Raw genomic sequence first — 21,266 nt, forward strand, 5'->3', positions numbered from 1 at the left:
TCTCCGGTTGGTCGGAAAAGATCGGCGGCCCTTGATCAGGGCCGCCGTTAAATGGTTACTGCATCGACTTGTATTTATCGACGATGGCTTTGCCATCTTCACCAGCCGATTCCAGCCATTCGGCGGTCATCGTTTCACCCACCGCTCGCAGGCCCGACATCAGTTCATCGCTGGCAGGTTCGACTTTCATACCGCCTTCGCGCAAACCGTCATAGGTGAACTGGGTATAGTCCTTCGACGCTTGCAGACCGCGTGCTTCCGCGTCGCTGGCACAGCCGGTGATGACCGATTTGTTTTCTTCGGACACCTCGGACCAGACATCGTTGTTCACCATGATATAGTTACGAGGCAACCAGGCATCCACTTCGTAAAAGTTGGTCAGGCTTTCCCAGACTTTCTGATCATAGCCTGTCGCGCCGGACGAGATCATCGATTCTGCTACCCCGGTCGCAAACGCTTGGCTTAGTTCGGCCGCCTCTATTGTGACCGGCAACATGCCTGTCAATTCGGCCAACCGGCTGGTCGCGTTGTTATAGGAACGGAACTTGACGCCTTTCATGTCCTCGACGCTGTTCACATCTTTCTTGAAGTAGAGACCCTGGGGCGGCCATGGCACGTTGTAAAGCAGTGTTAGATTCTGCTCTGCCAAAAGCTCTTCGATCTTGGGTTTGGCTGCTTGCCACAGCTTATCGGACGCCTCAAAGGACGGTGCCAGAAAGGGAATTGAATCAAATCCGAAGATTGCATTCTCGTTCTGGTGGCCGGACAGGATGCGTTCGCCCAACTGGACCTGACCGGTCTGGATCGCGCGCTTGATGTCAGCGCCGGCAATCAGTGACCCGCCCGGGTGTACCGTGATCTCGATCTCGCCCTTGGTGCCGTCGGTCACACATTTGGCAAATTCCATTCCATTGACAGAATGAAAGTTAGATGCGGAATAGGCCATCGGCATATCCCATTTCTCGGCGGCAAAGGCAGGCAGGGTGCCGGCAAATGTAATTGCCGCCGTCGCCACACCTGTCGTCATTTTATGGATCAGTTTCATCAGTCTCTCCTTGTTGAATTGGTTATGTTTGCAAGGTTAGCCCTTGCCAAATCGTTGCGGGGCATAGGGTCGTATGTCGGTGTTGCCAGGCTGCCCCATGATCAACCCTGCAACCAGACGGCCGGTTTTCGGGCCGCCCGTCAACCCGATGTGGTGATGCCCGAAGGCGGTATAGACCCGGCTTGTGCCAATCTGGCCAATCAACGGCAGACTGTCGCTGGGGGCGGGCCTGTGCCCCAACCATTCCACTTCGGACGTAGCGGTAAGGTTCGGAAAGGCAGCCTTGGCCTGACGGCGCAACAGCGCCAGCGGTGCCTTGGATGGCCGGGCATCAAGGCCGCCAAATTCCAGTATCCCCGCACAGCGCAGCCCCTGTGCCATCGGTGTCGCAACAAATTTCCCGCTGGCGATCATCGTGGGGCGCGACGGCCCGCCGGTCGCGTCGCCGAAAATGATATGATAGCCGCGCTCTGTTTCCAGCGGTATGCTCAGGCCCAGTTTCGCCATCAGCGGTTTTGACCAAACACCAGTGGCCAATACGATATCATCGCAGGCGACCGCACCTTGGTCGGTTTGCACGGCTGCGACTGTTCCACCGGTCAGATCAAAGTCCTTGACCTCGGCTTTCATTATCGTGCCGCCGCCCTGAGTGAACGCCTGGGCCAATGCCGCGACATAGCCGCCGGGATCGCGGATGAAACCGTGGTCTTTCATCGTAGCTAGCAAAGTGATGTCTTGGCCCAAAGCGGGTTCATAGTCGCGTATCGCGGGGCCCTTGATCAGTTCAGGAGTAAAGCCAGCCCGGGCCCGCAGCGCCCAGGTATAGGCTTCGGCATCAAAGGCCGCCCTGGTGCGGTAGGCGAACACATAATCACTGTCCGCTATCCAATCGGACAATCCCAAATCGGCGGTCAGGCTTTTATGCTGGTCGATGCTGTCGCTGACGATCGGGGCCAGCCCCGCTGAAATGCGCTTTGTGTCAGTATCGTTGGCGACGCTCAGGTATTTGCCAAGCCACGGCAACAGGCGCGGCAGATAGGATAGGCGCAGATACAGCGGCACGTCCGGGTGCATCAACATCACAGGTGCTTTTGTCAAAAGCCCTGGCGCAGTCACCGGGGCGACCGCGCAAGCGGCAAGCACCCCCGCGTTGCCGTGCGATGTGCCTTTCCCGGGGCCAGCGCGGTCGATAATGGTTACCTGTGCACCTGCGCGTTGCAGCCAGATGGCAGTAGATACGCCCACAATACCCGCGCCGATGACGATGACGTGGCGTGTCACAGCGGGGCCATTCGATAATTGGGGGCAAAACTGCGCATGGGTTTGATTCCTTTCGCTGCAGTCTGGCATGGAAAAGCAACACGTCAACAAAATGTTTACAAATTGTCATCGTTGTAGGGGCATGATGCGAAAATCGCTCAAACTATCATCGGCATTTTGAAGGTAGCTTAGCGTAACCAGCCGTTTTCGAACGCGATATTCGATACACCAGCCAATCGCCGCAAGCGGAATAGTTCGGCCTCGAAGGCGGATTGCCTGCCTTTGCCCCAATGCACGCCGGGTTCGGGCCATAATGCCTGCACGACCAGGGTGTCGCGATCACGAAAGGCCTTCATATCGACCCGTGCGATGATGCGGTCACCTTGCAGAACCGGAAAGACGTAATAGCCATAGCTCCGCTTGGCAGCGGGGACGAACATTTCCACGCGGTAGCTGAAACCAAACAAACGTTCAGCGCGGTTTCGATCACGCAGCGCAGGGTCGAACGGGCTGAGAACCCGAAGCCGAGGGGACGGGGCGATGTTGATGGCTGGATCATTCAGCAAACCTGGCCGGGCATAGGCACCCCGCGCCGTGCCATCGGCACCGATTATATTTACCGGCTCTAACCGGCCCTCAGCGCATTCCTGCTCGACCCAGGCTTTCGCTTCTGCGGGGGTCAGATGTGCCCAAAACGCCGCGATCTCGGTATGTGTGGCAAATCCCAGCCTGTCCAAAGCACCGCTGCAACACCAATCGATCGTCCGTATCGCATCCGGGGCGCTTATCGGATCGCATAGCGTTGCATCAATCACCCTTTCTGTGAGGTCATAGCGTTTCTGAAAACCATCGCGCCCGACAACACATAACGCCCCGGCACGCCAAAGGTATTCAAGCGCCGTCTTGGAGGGATGCCAGTCCCACCAACCGCCCTTGGATCGGGGTTCACCCTTGCCCACATCGGACGAACTTACCGGTCCTCTTTCGCGGATTTGCTCCAGCACGGTCTGGAACCGCGATTCAAAATCATGACGCTGCCAATTCTGATACCGGCTGCGCAGTCTTGCGGCATCGCGCTGTCGACGCATTTCCCAATATGGGTAATATTCCATCGGGATCACCGACGCATCGTGGGTCCAGTGCTCAAACAGGGCGCGATCACGTTCATAAAGCGTTTTCAACGCCTCGGGGCGATAACGCTGGCGCCGGGAAAACAAGATCAGGTCATGTGCCCGCGCCACGGTGTTGATACTGTCAAGCTGTACAAAGCCCAAGCCCGTTATCACCTGCAAAAGCGCGGCACCATGGGCGGGGCCCTGTGGTGTATCGCTCAGCAGATGCCGATGCAAAAAAATCCGCCGGGCATCGCGATTGCCAAGCGTGACGGGCGTCATTGCTTGCGATTGCGGCGCAGCGTGTCCCCGAGCGAAAGGGTGGGGGTCATCGTGACCTGGGTTTGCAAATCGGGATCGGGTTCTTCAAGTGTGTCATTCAGAATGATACGCGCCGCCGCCTGCCCAATCTCGAGCCGACAGGCGTCCATTGTGGCAAGCTGACGCGGCAAGCCTTGCAAGAGTTCGACGTTGTTAAAGCCCGCCAGGCCGATCTGTCCAGGAATGTCTATTCCTTGATCAATCAGATACAGCAGTCCGCCAGCGCCGATCATATCGTTGGAATAATACAGGAAATCAAGCTCGGGAGAGCGTTCCAGCATGTCTTGCGTCATCTCGCGCCCCTTGGCGAGAGCGGAGCCGCCAGAGTAGAACGCGCGGTCCTCGATCTCTATCCCGGCCTTGGCCAGCCCTTCGGTAAACCCTTCGAAGCGTTTGCGGGCGCGGTGGTCGAGCGGCATCTTGGTGCCCATGAACCCGATGTGTTCATAGCCTTCCTTGAGGATCGCCTTAGCCATTTCCTGCCCGGCACGGCGATGCGAAATTCCGACCATCGCGTCAATCGGCCGCCCATCGACGTCCATGATCTCGACCACGGGAATGCCGGCATTTTTGAGCATGGCGCGGGTCGCGTCCGAATGTTCCAGCCCTGCGATGATTACCCCCGACGGCCGCCAGGACAGCATTTCATACAAGACCCGCTCTTCCTTTTCGGGCATGTAATCCGTGACACCGACGACAGGTTGCAAGGGCGTGTCTTCAAGTACCTGATTGACCCCGTTCAATACTTCGGGGAACACCATATTCGACAACGAAGGAATGATCACAGCCACCAGATTGACCCGCTGGGACGCCAGAGATCCTGCGATCTGATTGGGAACGTAGCCCAATTCCTTCGCCGCGGCGAGCACCCTGAGGCGCGTCGTTTCAGACACATCCCCACGTTTGCGCAGCACGCGACTGACGGTCATTTCGGACACCCCGCACGCATCGGATACATCACGAAGGGTAAGCGGTCGTTTCGGGGGCTGTGACAATGGCAATATCCTGCTAAATCTCTTAAATCCTACGCTAGCGTAGTTCATCGCGTAGGCGCAAGTATGCTGCGTGCCCGACCATAATACTTCCCCCCAGCGGTCAATTTGCAGGTGACAGCCGTTGTAGATGCTTGATACACGAACAGTGGCGGTCCCGTGGCTCAACTGGATAGAGCAGCCCCCTCCTAAGGGGCAGGTTGCAGGTTCGAATCCTGCCGGGGTCACCAGATGCAGTAGCGGTAAGGTACTACCTTGCGATCGTCGTCGTGAATTCTCCGCCCAAGGTTGCTTCAAGCAGTTCAAGATCGTCGGAGCAGTTTGCGTATTGCGTGACCATCCCAGGCGGGATCACAAACGCATCGCCGGGCTCTAGATCACGCGGTTCCTGACCTTGAGGGACCAATGTCATCTTGCCCTCCATCACAAAGGTGAAATGTATGTCCGCATCATGTATGTAAGGGGCCGGCACAGTGCCGTCGGGGCGAATGACCTGGATCCCCGCGACGCCTTTGGTACCCGCAGAGATGCCGGTATCGCGCGCGGTAAAGCCCGGTACCCGGAAGGATTGCCAAGTCGCGCCCTGTTTCCGGTGATGCACGAAACGCTGTCCGTCCCATTCACGCGCCGGGTCGCCCTTGCCGTTCGGCAGGGTCATATCATGATCAATAGTGGTGACATGTTCGGCGGGCACGCCGATCTCGATCACTTCGATATTTGGCGAAGCTTCCACGACGCGGTGGCGAATGCCGGGTGGTTGCGTCACGCAATCACCGGCGTGCAGGCGGATCAGGTCTCCTTGATCCTCGTACAGCACATCAACCCAGCCGCGATAGCAAAAGATTAGCTGAAACCCGACCGTATGGTAATGAACCATATCCGGCACTGGCCCGCCATCGGGGATTCTGATGTGGCTGGCGATGATCGAACCGCCAAGGCGTGACGGGATCAGATCACGGTAATGCATGCCGGCGCGCCCGATGACCCACGGCGCTTCGTCGCGTAGGCGTCGCACGGCGAATTCGTGCTGGGTTTGCGGCTGATCGGCGGTCGGGGTCAGCGGAACAATTTCGATTTGGGTGCCGTTCGGTGCTGTCAGGTGACGGGCACCATTGGCAAAACCGTCTGGGTCATCGGTAAGGATGCGCAGTTTTCCGGGGCAGACATCGGCACCTTTTTCTATACGAATCCGCAGACCGTGACCGGAAAAGCTCGCCACCGACGGATCATCGGCGGGAAAGATGCTATCAAGCCGCAGGCCCAGTGTCTTGGTGTAAAAGGGCAGGTCATGACGCAGCTCTTGGGTGGGCAGCAATACTTCGGCTTGGATGGCTGTTGTCATATACTGGTTCCGTTGTGATCAAGCGGAGGGTGCGCGTCAGAACAGGATAGTTGCGTATCAGGCCCGGCAACAGGCCCGATACGCCGATTGTTTACAGGCTCGCGTCCAGCGCTGCCAGAATTGCATCACCCATTTCGCTGGTCGAGATGGGCGTACCGTCTTCGGGACCCATTAGATCAGCGGTGCGGGCACCGTCAGCCAGCACTTGTTCAACCGCCTTTTCCAGACGCGCGGCTTCTTCGCCCTGGTCAAAGGAATAGCGCAGCGCCATTGCAAAGCTGAGGATACAGGCGATCGGGTTTGCCTTGCCCTGGCCCGCGATATCGGGGGCAGAGCCGTGTACGGGCTCGTACAGCGCCTTGGGGCGGCCGTCGGCATTGGGCGCACCCAGCGAGGCAGAGGGCAGCATCCCCAGCGAGCCTGTCAGCATCGCCGCACAATCGGACAGGATATCGCCAAACAGGTTGTCGGTGACGATGACGTCAAACTGTTTGGGGGCGCGTACCAACTGCATTGCGCCGTTATCTGCGTACATGTGGGTCAGTTCAACATCGGGGTAATCTTCATCGTGGACTTTCTGGACGACTTCACGCCACAGGATCCCGCTTTCCATCACGTTGGCTTTTTCCATCGAGCAAACCTTGTTGTTGCGACGGCGCGCCAGTTCAAAGGCCGACCGCGCCACGCGGTCGATCTCGGACTCCGTGTAGCGTTGGGTGTTGATCCCGACACGCTCATTGCCTTCTTCGAAAATGCCGCGCGGTTCTCCGAAATAGACGCCAGAGGTCAATTCCCGCACGATCATGATATCGAGACCGGCAACGATATCTTTCTTGAGTGATGAAAAATCAGCCAGCGCATCAAAACACTGCGCAGGGCGCAGGTTGGAAAACAGGTCCATTTCCTTGCGCAGGCGCAGCAAGCCACGTTCTGGTTTTACACTAAAATCAAGCGCATCGTACTTCGGGCCTCCGACCGCCCCCAGCAACACCGCATCCGCGGCCAGAGCCTTGGCCATCGTATCATCATGCAGTGGCGTCCCGTGCTTGTCATACGCTGCACCACCGACAAGATCATGTTCGACATCAAACGCCAAACTGCGTTTTTCGCCAAACCAGTCGATAATGCGAACGACCTGGTCCATGACCTCGGGGCCGATGCCGTCACCGGCGAGGATAAGCAATGATGGATTGGCCATGGGATACTCCTGATAAATGCGTTGCAAGCGGGGTAGCGCGAGGATTGAAAAGGGTCAAGAACTGCTAGCGGTCCAGGTCGGCCCAGATCAGGCCATGACGGCTGGCAGAGGCGTTACGGGCGACCCCTGACGCAACCACGCGCCAGTCGGATGATGGCAGCAGATAATCCGTGCGCATGTCGCCCAACCCGTCAAACGTGACAGTGGGTTGGCCTTGCAGCGGGTCCTGAAGCATCGGATGGTGCAGCAGTGTTGTGATGGCTGACTTCTGGCCTTCACCCTTGTCGGGGTCAAGGTTCGCATTGCCAAGCAGGACAAAACGGTCATCGGGAGGCGTATCAAACCTGCCGGCCAAGTAATGATCCCAGAACATGATCTCGTCATGGTTACGTTTGCCATTGCGGTCTTCGGGCCCATCAAAAACCGGCGGAGTCGCGTAAAAGGTCATGAGAGTGATCGGGGGTGCATGAGGGAGATCGATGGGAACAACCCAGTGGCCGTGCGATGACAGTCTCTGGATCTCCTGAGCTTCGGCAGATGGGAAAGGGCCATGCGGGCTTCGTGGCAGTAGCGCTCCGGGCAGGTCGCGCCACAAAAGGGCGGAGTAGTCCTGAACGCCATTCGGCACGATCGGAAACCGCGACAGGACTGCCAACGCACCGTCCCCCAGAAACCGGCCGTATCCCTGACCATCTCTGGCGTGTCCGGCGCTGCCATCACCATCCATGTCAATGCCGGTCTGTCGCCCCGCATTGGGTGGCAGGGCAAAACGGTACCGATAATCGGGTCCGTCCTGGCCGATCGCCTTGGCAAGCGCAGCCAAGGCTGAGCCTTGCAGGTCATAATCGATACCCTGCAATACCAGAATATCAGGAGCCACGGCCGAGATCGTCTGGATCACGGCGGCAACCTGTGGGTTGTCGGCCCTGATTATGTCACGCAGCAAAAGACCCGGACCGGGTTGGGAAAGTTCGGTGTTGTACGTTGCGACCCGTATCGGTTCAGCCTGCGAAGCACCGGCCGCGAGCACAAATGCAAAGGTCAGGCAGGCTGCATGGCAGGCTTGTCCGGATCGCCCGAAGAATAAGCGCGACGGCGCTTTATTTCGATCATCTCTGCGATCTTGCCCATGGCAATTCCGCGCATGATGATGCTGGCTGGTAAGAATGCCCATGCAGCGACTGTCCAAATCTGGCTTTGTGGATTCTGGAACGTAATCGGGTCTATCATATTTGAGGTCGCCTTGACCACTGCGGGGATCAGAAAGGGCAATAGGAAGCCCAGAACAATATTGATCCGTGCGTCACGCTTCAGGCGATAGATGACGTCACCTCCGGCTGTTGGATCAAACAGCGGCAGATTGATCCAGACGTTGAAGGCACCCTGTCTTGCCGGCCAATTCATCACGCGCACCAAGATCAGGAAGAATGCCATCGAGATCAACGAGATCAGATAAGCGATCCCGGCAGAGGTACGGACTGAATTCACCAGTTCCATGCTGGCATTGACGGGCAGCATCAACACGATCAGCCGAACCGGAGAGAAAGGAAAGTCCATTGCATTTCCGATGATCGTCCCGATCGAAGTCAGCGCACTGGAGACCGCGGTAGGATCGGTTTTGTGTTGCATGATCATCGTAAGCAATGAAACCGTTGCAAGCAGCGAAACGAAGCGCATCCGGTTAAACGGAGCAGCATCGCGAAATTCGACGATGCTGGGGAAGTGTGAGGTGTATTCGATAAACGTGAGAAAGCCCGCAAGAAGCGCAACCAACATAGTGATTTGGTTGGCATCATAGGTGACGTCAGGCAACATCAAAGCCGGGGTTGCCACCAGCAATGCCACTAAAACGCCACGCGCTGCTGCGCCAGTCAAACGTGCGAACACAAAAATACCCTTCCAAACTGGCCAGCCGCGGTTCGATGCCGTGGTCTTGTTCCAACTTGTTGCCTCCGATTAACGGAAGCGTGCCTCATTATTGCCTTAATTGTGCCTTCTTTCGCCATAATCCTCAAGTATGTTCAGGAACACCATGCCACATGGGTGACATTTTAGACAGAATAGTGGTGCTTTTCTGCATCATTAAGCAACTTCGCTCACATATTTACCTAGAGTTGTGGGCTTGAAGCTTAAGCCCACAAATCCATCGGGGTCTATAAAATAATTTGATATTGCGCGGTTATACCCAAGGCCGCGCTTGCGACGCCGAAGCCTCGAAACTGTCGATCGAAGCGCCTTTCTCGAGGGTAAGGCCAATGTCGTCCAAACCATTCATCAAACAGTGCTTCTTGAAGCTGTCCAACTCAAAGCTGAAGACATCGCCGTCCGAACTGGTGATGGTTTGGGCCTCAAGATCGATCTCAATCCGGGCGTTCGACCCTTTTTCGGCGTCCTTCATCAACACGTCGACCTGCTCTTGCGGCAGGGCGATCGGCAGAATGCCGTTTTTGAAGCAGTTGTTATAAAAGATGTCCGCAAAGCTGGGCGCGATCACACAGGTGATGCCGAAATCAGCGATGGCCCAAGGGGCGTGTTCCCGCGATGAACCACAGCCGAAATTGTCGCCGGCAACAAGTATCTGTGCATCCCGGTACTGCGGCTTGTTCAGCACGAATTCGGGGATTTCGTTGCGGTCGTCGTCATAGCGCATTTCATCAAAGAGGTTCACGCCAAGGCCGGACCGCTTGATGGTTTTTAGAAACTGCTTGGGAATGATCATATCGGTGTCGATGTTGATCAACGGCAGCGGGGCGGCAATGCCGCTTAAAGTGGTGAACTTGTTCATTCTCGATTTCCTTTGTGGATGCCGCGCACACCAACTGCCGGGGCAGGGTGGCGGGGCCAAAACCGCACTGTGGTCTCGGCCCGATGGGCGGACTGTTTTGTAAAACAGCGTGAACATATCAGGCAGGGTCGCTCATCATCGCGCGTACATCCGTCAATTTTCCGGTGATCGCGGCGGCGGCGGCCATTGCCGGGCTCATCAAGTGGGTACGCCCGCCGCGGCCTTGGCGGCCTTCGAAGTTGCGGTTCGATGTCGCCGCACAGCGTTCGCCGGGTGCGAGTTGGTCAGGATTCATCGCCAGACACATCGAGCACCCCGCAAGGCGCCATTCAAAACCTGCGTCTTTAAAGATGTCGGCAAGGCCCTCTTCTTCGGCCTGTGCACGCACAAGGCCAGAGCCGGGCACGATCATGGCGCGCATGCCTTCCTTGACCTTTTTACCCTTCAGAATCTCGGCCGCAGCGCGCAGGTCTTCGATGCGACCGTTTGTGCAGGACCCGATAAAGACGGTGTCAATCTCGATGTCGGTCAGCGCCATGCCTTCGGTCAGGCCCATGTATTCGATGGACCGTTTTGCCGCATCAACCTTGCCACCCTTAAAGTCGGTAGCAGCAGGTACTTTCGCAGTGATTGGCAATACGTCTTCGGGCGACGTGCCCCATGTGACAGCAGGTGCGATGTCTTCGGCCTTGATCGTGATGACCTTGTCCCAATGTGCGTCATCGTCAGAATATAACGTTTTCCACCACGCAAGCGCCGCTTCCCACTGCGCCCCTTTCGGCGCGTGCGGGCGACCCATGCAGTATGCGAATGTCTTTTCGTCCGGCGCAATCAAGCCGGCGCGCGCGCCACCCTCGATTGCCATATTGCACACGGTCATGCGACCTTCCATCGACAGGTCGCGAATGGCCTCGCCGCAATATTCGATCACGTAACCCGTACCGCCGGCAGTGCCGGTTTCGCCGATGACGGTCATTGTGATGTCTTTCGCGGTCACACCCTTTGGCAGCTTGCCGGTGATCTCGACCTTCATGTTCTTGGATTTCTTCTGGATCAGCGTCTGCGTGGCCAGGACATGTTCAACCTCGGACGTGCCGATCCCGTGAGCCAAAGACCCGAACGCTCCGTGCGTCGCGGTGTGGCTGTCGCCGCACACGACGGTCATGCCGGGCAAGGTCCAGCCCTGTTCCGGCCCGACGATATGAACGATACCCTGACGCACGTCGGACACGGGGTAGTAGTGCAGACCGAATTCCTTGGCGTTGGTATCAAGGGCGGCAACCTGAACGCGGCTGTCTTCGGTCATCGTGGCGGCATTGGCGCGGTCCAGCGTGGTCGGCACGTTGTGATCGGGCACGGCGATAGTCTGATCCGGGCGGCGCACGGTGCGGCCTGTCATGCGCAGGCCTTCGAACGCCTGCGGGCTGGTCACTTCGTGAACCAGATGGCGATCAATATACAGCAGGCAGGTGCCATCGTCAGCTTCGTGTGCGACATGGGCGTCCCAGATTTTATCATAGAGCGTTTTGGGGGACATGTGGTCCTCTCCCGTAGGTTGGATAGCTTGTGAAAATAGTAGGAAATATGCGCCAAAGCGCGTTCAGGCGTTATAGCCGCGCCAGCACTGTCCGGGTGGCACCGAAAAAGCGTTCGCGCAGACGGGCGCGATCACAGATATTGAACAGGTTTTCCGAAAGGTGTGTCATAATTGCGTGACTAGCCCTTTTCAGCGCTGCAATCAAGGATTCTGACGTGGGCTGGCGCGCAACAGACCTGCGAACCCCTGGGCGTATCGCTGCTTGCTCTATGGCATGGATTATTTCACGATCACCAAACGGTAATTCCCGTCTGTTTGCGAAAGTAACTTGATGAAGCCAGATCCCTTTGCGACTTTCCTGGAAAGCGTCCAAGCCCTGATTGCAGGCGGGCTAAGACTTGCTGAAAGCCTGATGCAACCTGGCTGGCGGCAATACCAGATGTTCATCATCATAGGGCTCGCACTGGCGTCATGGGCGTTGCATCACGCTTCGGGAAACTGGTTGCAAGCTTGGGTGCGTACGCGCGAAGGTTGGTCAAAGTGGCAGTTGCGCGCGATTGTTCAGTTCAAGCGGCGTTTGGGGCTGATTTGGTTCGCCTCGATGGCCTGGATGATTTACTTGGTGATGCAAAACATCACGTGGCCGTCTCGATCGTATTTGATCGGTATCTTTGCTACGCTGGTGACCGTCTGGGTCGGCATTGCGTTTGCGGCCAGACTGGTCCGAAATCGGCCCATGCGCCGCTTGGTGACATGGGGATTATGGATATATGCAACGCTGTATTTCCTGAATGTTGTCGATGACGTGTCAAGGTTTCTTGATGCCGTGGCGCTGTCGATCGGGGATTTCCGGCTTTCGCTCTTAACAGTGATAACCGCGTTGGTTGTTATCGGCATATTCTTTTCCGTGGCACGTATCGTCAGCCAAGCCAGCGCGGCGACGATCCGCAAGAATGAAGATATCAGCCCCTCTATGCAGGTGCTCGCTGTAAAGGGCGTTCAACTTACGCTTTACGGCGTGGCTTTCTTCATGGGCGTAAAGGCCGTAGGCGTCGATTTGACCGGGCTTGCCGTGTTGTCCGGTGCCATCGGCGTAGGGCTTGGTTTCGGTCTTCAAAAGGTGGTGTCGAACCTTGTGTCCGGCATCATCATTCTGATCGATAAGTCCATAAAGCCGGGGGATGTGATCAGCTTGGGCGATACGTTCGGCTGGATACAAACCTTGGGTGCCCGCTATGCCTCGGTTGTGACGCGCGACGGCAAGGAATATCTTATTCCAAACGAAGACCTTATCACCGGCCAAGTGGTGAACTGGTCGCATTCCAATGATTTTGTCCGGCTCGATATCTATTTTGGCACCGCCTATAATGACGACCCCCACATAGTAAGAAAACTGGCGATCGACGCAGCCAAGGGCGTAGAGCGGGTGCTAAGCTTCAAGGCACCTGTATGCCATATCGTTGGTTTCGGGGATAGCAGCGTGGATTATATTCTACGGTTCTGGATCAAGGACCCGACCGAGGGCCTGACCAACATTCGAGGAAACGTATACTTGGCCCTTTGGGATGCGTTCAAGAGCAATGGCATCTCGATCCCGTTCCCACAACGCGAAGTGACGATGTTGGATACCAGCAAGCTTACAGTGTCCCGGTCGCGCCCACAGGATGACTGAGTTTCCCGAGCGCGCGTCGTCGTTTCATCTGAGAATGTGAGACATTTTTGATACGGCGGGGTAATACACGCGGTAGCCGGGGGGGGCAACGTGGGTGTACCTTTTGCACCACTGGGGGCTGGGTGTCTTGTTAAAACCGATTCTCGTAAACCGCGCCTTGATCGAAAAATGCCCCTTGTCTTGCGGCACCTCCTGAAACTAACAACAGTGACATCATCTATCAGGACCAGCGCCGGGCGACGCGGGTTCGTGTCGCGTTGATACCCATTTCTGGCGACAAATCTTTGGCGTAAAATCGGTGGCAGATCGATAAACCCCTTTATATGAAACGGATTAGCTCTTGCTATCAGTCGTCACACACGCTGGACGAGGGCGGGCTGGCAGGTACCATGTGTCGCGCATGGAAAGCGCTTGGCAGTGATGAACGCCATATTGTGACAGACGCCGGCTGGTAAGTGCTTGTGTGTTCGCTTGTCATTGAAGTTTTACCTCAGCGTGCCTATTCTAGGGCATCCCCAGCGCCGGGGGACTGTCGGCGCGACTAAAGGAGGACAATGTCCTGTCAATGCTTTCACGCGCAGCTCCCACTGCGAACCAGCAGGCACCAATAATGGCTGCTGATAACGATATGGCCACAAGCGATGCATTGCTGGCTTCAATTTTGTCCCAGCTCGACGATGATAAAGCCGAAGATGTCGTGCAGATTGATCTGCGCGGTAAAACGGCGATCGGCGATTATATGGTCGTGTGCTCTGGCCGGTCTACGCGTCAAGTCTCAGCTATCGCTGAAAAGTTGGCGCAAATGGTAAAGGACGACTATGGTCGTTCGCCCAAGGTCGAAGGTAAAGATACCGGCGATTGGGTTCTGATCGACACCGGCGATGTCATCGTGCACGTCTTCAGACCGGAAGTGCGGGAATTCTATCAGCTGGAAAAAATGTGGATTTCTACCGAATCCCCAGCAGTGATGCCGCATTAACCAAGAACTATGCGGGTTCACATCTGTGCCATGGGTCGCTTGCGCACCGGTCCCGAAAAAGACCTTATCGACGACTACCTGGTGCGATTTGACCGCACTGGCCGCGCATTGGGTTTAGGCCCTGCGCGGATCATCGAAGTAGAAGATAAGAAAAACGGCGGAATGAGCGCGGAAGCGGTGCTGTTACGCCGAGCTGTTCCAGAGGGGGCGCTGCTTTGCGTGCTGGATGAAAGAGGCCGGGTCGAAACATCACCGGATTTCGCCAGCCGGTTGGGCGTGTGGCGCGATCAGGGGCGCAGCGATCTGGCATTTGTGATCGGCGGAGCGGACGGGATCGAACCGGCGCTGCGCAAGCAAGCAGACCACGCTTTGTCGTTCGGAAAAATGGTCTGGCCGCACATGCTGGTCAGGGTCATGCTTGCCGAACAGCTATACCGTGCGGCGTCAATTCTGGCGGGTGGTCCCTATCATAGGGAATAAAACCGCTATCTCAGTTGAACGGTTTTCTTGTTGGAATGCCACCCTGACTGGGTATCGCGCGTCTGGATGTCAACGGAAGTGATACCATCGGGAAGTTCAATGCCTGACAAAGACCTGGTGAGCGGCTGTTCATCCACGTGAGGGTGAATCAATTCGCGAATTGCCAGCTGGTTGCCATCTTTATCTAGGATGCGCCAAGCATCGGAAAAGTGACTCCAGCCGGTATCAGCGTGGCTGATGGTAACGTCGAACGTCCACAGCCCGCCTCGTTGCGAGGCATGCACGCTCTCGATAACAGCGGGATCCGCGAATGCCACCGGTGCGAGTGCAACAAAAACCAAGCTGGAAAAACCGAGCTTATACATCTAAATACCAAAGTTTCATGAGGAACATATAGTCTAGCTTGGATCGCTTTCCAATAGGATGCGTCGGGAAAGCGAAGTGAACTCTCTTCGCCACACGATTGTCACCGTAATCACCGCCGCGACGGCAAGGGGAATTGGCCCGATGATCCATGCCAAGCTGGCCAAGGCAAAATAAAGCGATCGCAAGCCCCGGTTGAAACTTCGTGCAGCGGTGATGTTAATTTCGGCTGCCTTCTTGGCCAGTATCGGTGCCCGAGGGTCTTCAACATCATTTGGAACCGCTGCCATCAATACCGAGCAATATCCGAACAGGCGGTTCGACCAAACAAATTTCAGAAATCCGTTGGTGAGGAAGAATAGCGGCAAGAGCATTTTAAATTCCCACACCACTGACGGCACGTTGGTAAGCGCCAGATCTTCGACGACCGTCGACAGACGTTCCGAATTGCCGATGAGTGCAAGCGCGCCGCCTAGCGCGATCATGCTGGTCGATGCGAAGAATGCCGTGCTTTGGCGCAATGTGCTGATCATCTGAGAATCAAAGATACGGGGCTGGCGGGTGATCATCTGCACCATCCACTCGCGTCTGTATTGCGCCATAAGCTGAGAAACCGAAGGTTTCGATGCGCTGGCGTTTTCAATGAGCCACCCCAGACCCAGCCACGCGATGAAAACGCCGGCGAGGGCCGCATAGTCCAGCGGCTGAAACAGGGTGATGCGATCCATCCAAGTCATGTTAAGCTGCATACGCCGCAGGGTTCAGTATTGCCAATGGTATAAATTGGTCATAATATTTTACCAAATCGGAGGTCCTCCATGGAAATGCCAGTTCCCAACCCATCAATCATTGCGCGCAAGGCGCGCGTGGTACAGCGTTTGCAGCAAGTGTTGCCTGCCGATGCCGTTATTTCGGACGAGCAGGAAACCCGTGCTTACGAATGCGACGCGCTTACTGCCTACAAGTGCCCGCCCATGGTTGCAGTCTTGCCATACACGACACAGCAGGTCTCGGATGTATTGCGTATTTGCCACGAAGAAGGGGTGCCCGTGGTACCCCGTGGGTCAGGAACCTCGCTTGCAGGGGGTGCGCTACCGACAGCAGACTGCGTGATTCTGGGCGTAGCGCGGATGAATGAAGTGATTGAGACCGATTACGAAAACCGGTTCATCAGGGTGCAGACCGGGCGTACCAACCTGAGCGTGACCGGTGCCGTCGAAGAACACGGTTTTTTCTATGCCCCGGACCCGTCCAGCCAGCTTGCCTGTGCCATCGCCGGTAATATCGCGATGAACTCGGGCGGCGCACATTGCCTCAAATACGGGGTGACGACCAACAACTTGATGGGCGTCACGATGGTTCTGATGGACGGCGAAGTCGTCGAGGTTGGCGGGCCCTATCTTGATGCAGGCGGGCTTGATCTGTTGGGCCTGATCTGCGGGTCCGAAGGTCAGCTTGGCGTCGTGACCGAAGCGACCTTGCGTATTTTGCACAAGCCCGAGGGGGCGAGACCGGTCCTGATCGGTTTCGACGATAACGAAGTCGCAGGGGCCTGTGTTTCGGACATCATCAAGGCGGGCGTCCTGCCTGTCGCGATTGAATTCATGGATCGCCCTTGCATCGAGGCGACCGAAGCCTTCGCCAAGGCTGGGTATCCGATGTGCGAAGCGCTTTTGATTGTGGAAGTCGAAGGATCGGACGCGGAAATAGATCATCAACTGGGTTTGATTTCCGACATCGCAAAACAGCATAACCCAGTGGAACTGCGTCAGTCAAAATCGGCCGAGGAAAGCGCCAAGATCTGGTTGGGTCGCAAATCAGCCTTTGGGGCGATGGGGCAGATTAACGATTACATGTGTCTGGATGGCACCATTCCCGTGTCCGCTTTACCGCATGTCCTGAAACGGATTGGCGAGATGAGCGATCATTACGGGTTGAAGGTGGGCAATGTGTTTCATGCCGGCGACGGGAACATGCATCCGCTGATCCTGTTCGATGCAAACAAACCCGGTGATCTTGAGTTATGCGAAGAATTCGGCGCTGAAGTACTGAAGCTGTGTGTCGAGGTGGGTGGGTGCCTAACCGGCGAGCACGGCGTCGGTATTGAAAAACGCGATCTGATGCATGTGCAATACGCCCGCGAAGATCTTGACGCACAAATGTCGATCAAGGACATCTTTGACCCTGCGTGGCTTCTGAACCCTGCCAAGGTGTTTCCTCTCGACGCCTCTGAAACCCGCCGCACTGTGATGCTGGCCGCAGAATAAGCGGCCGCTTGCCGTGTCAGGGGCGTGTCGCCCCGTTCAAAATTTAGGAGTTCCGGCATGATGGACATCACTTCAGAAGATGCATTGGTAGACGCGATCAAGGGCGCAGGGACGCCACTTGCCGTGCAGGGCGGCGGTACCCGTGGCGTGCCCAAGGCGGGAACCGTCTTGTCGGTGGCCGGCCTTAGCGGCATTACGTTGTACGAACCCGGTGCCCTGACCTTGGTGGCGCAGGCGGGAACGCCCGTGGCTGATATAGAAGCAGCGTTGGCACAGGAAAATCAACGCCTTGCGTTTGAGCCGATGGACCATCGCGGATTGCTCGGTACCACCGGATCGCCCACGATCGGCGGCGTAATGGCCGCAAATGTCAGCGGCCCGCGACGCATATCTGTGGGGGCTGCGCGCGACTTCCTGCTTGGCGTGCGGTTCGTTGATGGGCAGGGCGTCGTGATCAAGAACGGCGGCCGGGTAATGAAGAATGTGACCGGCTATGACTTGGTCAAGGTGATGGCCGGATCTTACGGGTCGCTCGGCGTACTCAGCGAAGTTTCGATGAAGGTTCTGCCACGCCCCGAAACGCAGGCGGCCTTGGTTCTGCACGGGTTGGATGATGCGGCTGCGGTGCGCGCCATGGCCGCAGCACTGGGCAGCCCGTTCGAAGTGACCGGGGCCGCGCACGACCGCGCCTGTAAGAAGACAATGTTGCGCATTGAGGGTTTTGAAACCTCGGTGTTGTATCGCTTGGGGCGTCTGCGCGATCTGCTGGGCAACATGGGGGCAGAAATCACAGTATCCGATGAACACCAAACAGCCGAAGCTTGGACCGCAACCCGCGATGTCGCTGCATTTGCGGCTGCAAAAGGCGATGTATGGCGTGTGTCTTGCAAGCCGTCTGACGGCCCGTCACTTGCCGCGCGATCTCAGGCAGAGGCATGGCTTTATGATTGGGCTGGCGGCTTGATATGGCTGCGGTGTGCGGCAGGGCATGATCTGCGGCAAAAGCTTGGTGCCTTTGCAGGTCATGCGACCTTGGTGAGGGCAGATAGTGAAACCAAGGCCCGGCTTGGCGTGTTTCACCCCGAAAATGCCGGGGTCGCCCGTTTGACCAGTGCGCTCCGCGCTAAATTTGACCCCAAGGGCCTGTTCAATGCCGGTTTGATGGAACACGCGGCGTGAAACTTTGGCTGCTATTTATAGCTGTCTTTATCGGGGGGCCACTCACCTTTCGGTGGCTGACAAGAAGCCCGCCCTCGCCACGAACAGCACGAGGATTGGCGCTTCTTGCGTTGATCAGTGCAAGTATAGCGATGATTTTGCGGTACGGCTTTGCGGGGCGATGGGGTGACGATCTTGCCATCACTGTCGCGGGGTTGTTTTTTATCTGGTTGGGGTGGATCAGCGTCATCGCCTTTGCCGTGCAGGCGATCCGTCATGCAAACCCTGGCACCAAGATGCGCCGCGCTACCGGGATATTAGGGGCGGCTGCCACGACGCTCCCCTGGTTCGGGTTGGCTCTTGCTCTCTACCTTGCCGCTTAATTCATCAGATGTTTAGGGCCATCGCCCGTAAAAGTCGGAGTACTCATGCAGACTACATTCACCCCCGAGCAGCTGAAAAACCCAGACACGGCGCGCAGCAACGAAATCTTGCGCGCCTGTGTACACTGCGGATTCTGTACGGCGACCTGCCCCACGTATCAGGTTCTGGGCGATGAGTTGGACAGCCCGCGCGGGCGCATCTATCTGATCAAGGACATGCTGGAAAATGACCGTGACCCAGACGCCAAGACGGTCAAGCATATCGACCGCTGCCTGTCATGTTTGGCCTGTATGACGACCTGTCCTTCGGGCGTGCATTACATGCATCTGGTTGACCACGCGCGCGACTACATCGAAAAACGGTATAAGCGACCATTAGGAGACCGGGCGCTTCGTTGGGTACTGGCGCGAATTCTACCTTACCCCATGCGCTTTCGCGTTGCGTTGTTGGCGGCAAAGATCGGGCGTCCCTTTGCACCGCTGATCCCCGATGCGCGGCTGCGTGCGATGATCGCGATGGCCCCGAAAACCATCCCTCCGGTCAGCCGCAATGACGACCCCCAGACGTTCGCGCCGCTTGGCCGCCCCAAAAAGCGGGTGGCGCTGATGACCGGCTGTGCGCAAAAAGCACTAAACACTGATATCAACGACGCCACGATCCGGGTACTGACGCGGCTAGGATGCGAGGTTGTCGTAGCCGAAGGTGCGGGGTGCTGCGGGGCGTTGACCCATCATATGGGAAAGACCAGCGAAAGCCACGCCACGGCCGCGAAAAACATCAAGGCGTGGGCCGCCGAAATGGACGGTCAGGGGCTGGACGCTATCGTGATCAACACCTCTGGTTGCGGCACCACCGTCAAAGACTATGGTCATATGTTTCGAAATGATCCGCTCGCCGCCGATGCAGCGCGAGTGTCGGCGATTGCCCGTGATGTGACCGAGCTTCTGCATGATCTGACAGTGCGCGATGGCGGCGCAGAGGCTGCAAACCCCGCAAACCCCGCAAAAGGCGACATCGCGGGTACAGATGCGGTGCATCGCCCGGACCCCGCCCATGTGGGTATGACAGTCGCCTATCATGCCGCGTGTTCGCTTCAGCATGGTCAGCAGATCAAGACCTATCCCAAAGACCTTTTGAGGAAAGCGGGTTTTACAGTGGTCGAACCGGCTGATTCTCATTTGTGCTGCGGGTCGGCGGGCACGTATAATCTGATGCAGCCAGACATTTCCAAGCAACTGAAGGATCGCAAGGTCAAGACGTTGATGGCCAAGAACCCCGACGTCATCGCCGCAGGCAATATCGGATGCATGATGCAGATCGGTTCTGCCGCCGGTGTGCCAGTGGTTCATACCGTCGAATTGCTGGACTGGGCGTCAGGGGGGCCAAAGCCACCAGCGCTTTCACAAGAAAAAGGCACCAATTTGCAGATTCCTCGCTTGCGATAGGGTTTTCGCCGCATTTTCGCCTTATCTCGACGGTATTAAAGGAGAGCTGCTTTAGATTATCCCATTGCGAAAGGAAGGTTATTCGTGCGCCGTTCGGTTGCCCTTTTTATCATGTGCCTAACCGTGGCGACGGCTGGACTTGCCCAGGATGCGCGTTTGCGGCGTTTGGATACGGGCATTGATGCCGGTGAATGGGAGGCCGTCGGGCGGCTGGACATCGGCGGCAAGGGATTTTGCACCGGCGCATTGATCGCACCAAGGCTGGTGCTGACCGCCGCGCATTGTCTGTTTGATCGCAAGACAAAGCAACGTATCGACCACGGCGAGGTTCAGTTCCTTGCCGGATGGCGCAATGGTCGCGCGGGGGCATATCGCATGGTGCGCCGTGCGGTTGTACACCCTGACTATGTCTACGACGGGGTGGTGTCGTCTGAACGGGTGCGCAACGATCTGGCTCTGCTTGAACTTGACCAGCCGATCCAGAACACCACGATCAAACCGTTTGAAACTGCCCCGAGGCCCCGCAGGGGCGACCGATTGGGGGTCGTCAGCTATGCCAAAAACCGGTCCGAAGCACCCTCGTTGCAAGAAGTTTGTAGCGTAATCGCCCGCCAGGAAGGTGTATTGGTAACGTCATGTTCGGTGGATTTCGGTGCCAGTGGTGCTCCGATCTTTACCTTTGAAAACGGGTCGCCCCAGATCGTTTCGGTAGTATCTGCAAAAGCCCATGTTGAAAACAAAGAGGTATCTTTGGGTACCGCTTTGGGGGCTCCGCTGGCGTTGTTGCAGGCCGAACTGGTCGCTGGCAAGGGCGTCTTCCAACAGCCCGGCCCCGCCAGCCGACGCTTGAGCGCGCAGGATCGTAGACGCAGCATAGGCGCGAAATTCGTCAAACCATAACGTGTCGCGTAGGTTTCAACTCTGCA

The 21,266-nt window shown here is 56.9% G+C and carries 21 protein-coding genes and 1 tRNA gene; 9 read left to right on the forward strand and 13 right to left on the reverse strand.

Annotated elements, in window-relative coordinates; all coding sequences use genetic code 11:
* Positions 1-55: 55 nt before the first annotated feature.
* The 4 genes from AC13DE_RS14655 to AC13DE_RS14670 all read right to left on the reverse strand — a co-directional run bounded on the left by AC13DE_RS14655 (position 56) and on the right by AC13DE_RS14670 (position 4,781).
* Positions 56-1,045 carry a TRAP transporter substrate-binding protein gene (locus tag AC13DE_RS14655; protein ID WP_446306202.1) on the reverse strand — a complete coding sequence of 330 codons (990 nt, stop codon included), beginning with the start codon at positions 1,043-1,045 and terminating at the stop codon, positions 56-58.
* Between the two features lie 36 nt (positions 1,046-1,081).
* Positions 1,082-2,326 (reverse strand): NAD(P)/FAD-dependent oxidoreductase, encoded by a 1,245-nt coding sequence (locus AC13DE_RS14660; RefSeq protein WP_446313771.1) that lies wholly within the window; start codon positions 2,324-2,326, stop codon positions 1,082-1,084.
* Positions 2,327-2,493: 167 nt separating this feature from the next.
* Complete coding sequence (locus AC13DE_RS14665; protein ID WP_483048250.1) at positions 2,494-3,699, reverse strand: winged helix-turn-helix domain-containing protein; 1,206 nt, start codon at positions 3,697-3,699, stop codon at positions 2,494-2,496.
* Positions 3,696-4,781, reverse strand: a complete 1,086-nt coding sequence (locus tag AC13DE_RS14670) for a LacI family DNA-binding transcriptional regulator (protein WP_446295531.1) — start codon at positions 4,779-4,781, stop codon at positions 3,696-3,698. The genes AC13DE_RS14665 and AC13DE_RS14670 overlap by 4 nt, the downstream gene beginning before the upstream one ends.
* 102 nt (positions 4,782-4,883) lie before the next feature.
* Here AC13DE_RS14670 and AC13DE_RS14675 point away from each other — a divergent pair.
* Positions 4,884-4,960: transfer RNA gene (locus AC13DE_RS14675), tRNA-Arg, on the forward strand.
* 20 nt (positions 4,961-4,980) lie between these two features.
* On the opposite strand, the gene AC13DE_RS14680 is transcribed toward AC13DE_RS14675, so the two are convergent.
* From AC13DE_RS14680 to AC13DE_RS14710, 7 genes are all read right to left on the reverse strand, one after another.
* Positions 4,981-6,072 carry a cupin domain-containing protein gene (locus AC13DE_RS14680; RefSeq protein ID WP_483048251.1) on the reverse strand — a complete coding sequence of 364 codons (1,092 nt, stop codon included), beginning with the start codon at positions 6,070-6,072 and terminating at the stop codon, positions 4,981-4,983.
* A 91-nt stretch (positions 6,073-6,163) separates the two neighbouring features.
* Entirely contained in the window at positions 6,164-7,270 is a 1,107-nt protein-coding gene (gene leuB, locus AC13DE_RS14685) for a 3-isopropylmalate dehydrogenase (RefSeq protein WP_446295533.1), read from the reverse strand.
* Between the two features lie 64 nt (positions 7,271-7,334).
* Positions 7,335-8,300 (reverse strand): endonuclease/exonuclease/phosphatase family protein, encoded by a 966-nt coding sequence (locus AC13DE_RS14690; RefSeq protein ID WP_483048252.1) that lies wholly within the window; start codon positions 8,298-8,300, stop codon positions 7,335-7,337.
* 11 nt (positions 8,301-8,311) lie between these two features.
* Entirely contained in the window at positions 8,312-9,157 is an 846-nt protein-coding gene (locus tag AC13DE_RS14695; protein ID WP_483048253.1) for a hypothetical protein, read from the reverse strand.
* 292 nt (positions 9,158-9,449) lie between these two features.
* Positions 9,450-10,055: a 3-isopropylmalate dehydratase small subunit gene (leuD, locus tag AC13DE_RS14700; protein WP_446295536.1), complete on the reverse strand. Its 606-nt coding sequence runs from the start codon at positions 10,053-10,055 to the stop codon at positions 9,450-9,452.
* 118 nt (positions 10,056-10,173) lie between these two features.
* Complete coding sequence (gene leuC, locus AC13DE_RS14705; RefSeq protein WP_446295537.1) at positions 10,174-11,592, reverse strand: 3-isopropylmalate dehydratase large subunit; 1,419 nt, start codon at positions 11,590-11,592, stop codon at positions 10,174-10,176.
* Between the two features lie 70 nt (positions 11,593-11,662).
* Positions 11,663-11,761, reverse strand: coding sequence for an isopropylmalate isomerase (locus AC13DE_RS14710; RefSeq protein WP_446295538.1), 99 nt, complete (start codon positions 11,759-11,761; stop codon positions 11,663-11,665).
* Positions 11,762-11,923: 162 nt separating this feature from the next.
* Between AC13DE_RS14710 and AC13DE_RS14715 the strand changes: the two genes are divergently transcribed.
* The 3 genes from AC13DE_RS14715 to rlmH all read left to right on the forward strand — a co-directional run bounded on the left by AC13DE_RS14715 (position 11,924) and on the right by rlmH (position 14,723).
* Positions 11,924-13,264 carry a mechanosensitive ion channel family protein gene (locus tag AC13DE_RS14715; protein WP_483048254.1) on the forward strand — a complete coding sequence of 447 codons (1,341 nt, stop codon included), beginning with the start codon at positions 11,924-11,926 and terminating at the stop codon, positions 13,262-13,264.
* A gap of 610 nt (positions 13,265-13,874) precedes the next feature.
* Complete coding sequence (rsfS, locus tag AC13DE_RS14720; protein WP_446295541.1) at positions 13,875-14,243, forward strand: ribosome silencing factor; 369 nt, start codon at positions 13,875-13,877, stop codon at positions 14,241-14,243.
* A gap of 9 nt (positions 14,244-14,252) precedes the next feature.
* A complete protein-coding gene (gene rlmH, locus AC13DE_RS14725; RefSeq protein WP_446295543.1) occupies positions 14,253-14,723 on the forward strand; it encodes a 23S rRNA (pseudouridine(1915)-N(3))-methyltransferase RlmH in 471 nt (156 codons plus the stop codon).
* 5 nt (positions 14,724-14,728) lie between these two features.
* On the opposite strand, the gene AC13DE_RS14730 is transcribed toward rlmH, so the two are convergent.
* Together AC13DE_RS14730 and AC13DE_RS14735 are read right to left on the reverse strand one after the other, a co-directional pair.
* A complete protein-coding gene (locus AC13DE_RS14730; protein ID WP_446295544.1) occupies positions 14,729-15,088 on the reverse strand; it encodes a hypothetical protein in 360 nt (119 codons plus the stop codon).
* Positions 15,089-15,121: 33 nt separating this feature from the next.
* Positions 15,122-15,823, reverse strand: coding sequence for a DUF599 domain-containing protein (locus AC13DE_RS14735; RefSeq protein ID WP_483048255.1), 702 nt, complete (start codon positions 15,821-15,823; stop codon positions 15,122-15,124).
* Between the two features lie 81 nt (positions 15,824-15,904).
* Between AC13DE_RS14735 and AC13DE_RS14740 the strand changes: the two genes are divergently transcribed.
* The 5 genes from AC13DE_RS14740 (at position 15,905) to AC13DE_RS14760 (ending at position 21,240) form a co-directional block, all read left to right on the forward strand.
* Entirely contained in the window at positions 15,905-17,353 is a 1,449-nt protein-coding gene (locus AC13DE_RS14740) for an FAD-linked oxidase C-terminal domain-containing protein (protein WP_446295546.1), read from the forward strand.
* 60 nt (positions 17,354-17,413) lie between these two features.
* Positions 17,414-18,532, forward strand: coding sequence for an FAD-binding protein (locus tag AC13DE_RS14745; protein ID WP_483048439.1), 1,119 nt, complete (start codon positions 17,414-17,416; stop codon positions 18,530-18,532).
* 131 nt (positions 18,533-18,663) lie between these two features.
* Positions 18,664-18,894, forward strand: coding sequence for a hypothetical protein (locus AC13DE_RS14750; protein ID WP_446313763.1), 231 nt, complete (start codon positions 18,664-18,666; stop codon positions 18,892-18,894).
* Positions 18,895-18,939: 45 nt separating this feature from the next.
* Complete coding sequence (gene glcF, locus AC13DE_RS14755) at positions 18,940-20,340, forward strand: glycolate oxidase subunit GlcF (protein WP_483048256.1); 1,401 nt, start codon at positions 18,940-18,942, stop codon at positions 20,338-20,340.
* A 111-nt stretch (positions 20,341-20,451) separates the two neighbouring features.
* The gene (locus tag AC13DE_RS14760) at positions 20,452-21,240 is read left to right on the forward strand and encodes a trypsin-like serine peptidase (RefSeq protein ID WP_446313780.1); all 789 of its coding nucleotides are present in this window, start codon (positions 20,452-20,454) and stop codon (positions 21,238-21,240) included.
* Positions 21,241-21,266: the final 26 nt, after the last annotated feature.

The organism is Sulfitobacter sp. L-8 (genome assembly GCF_056859255.1).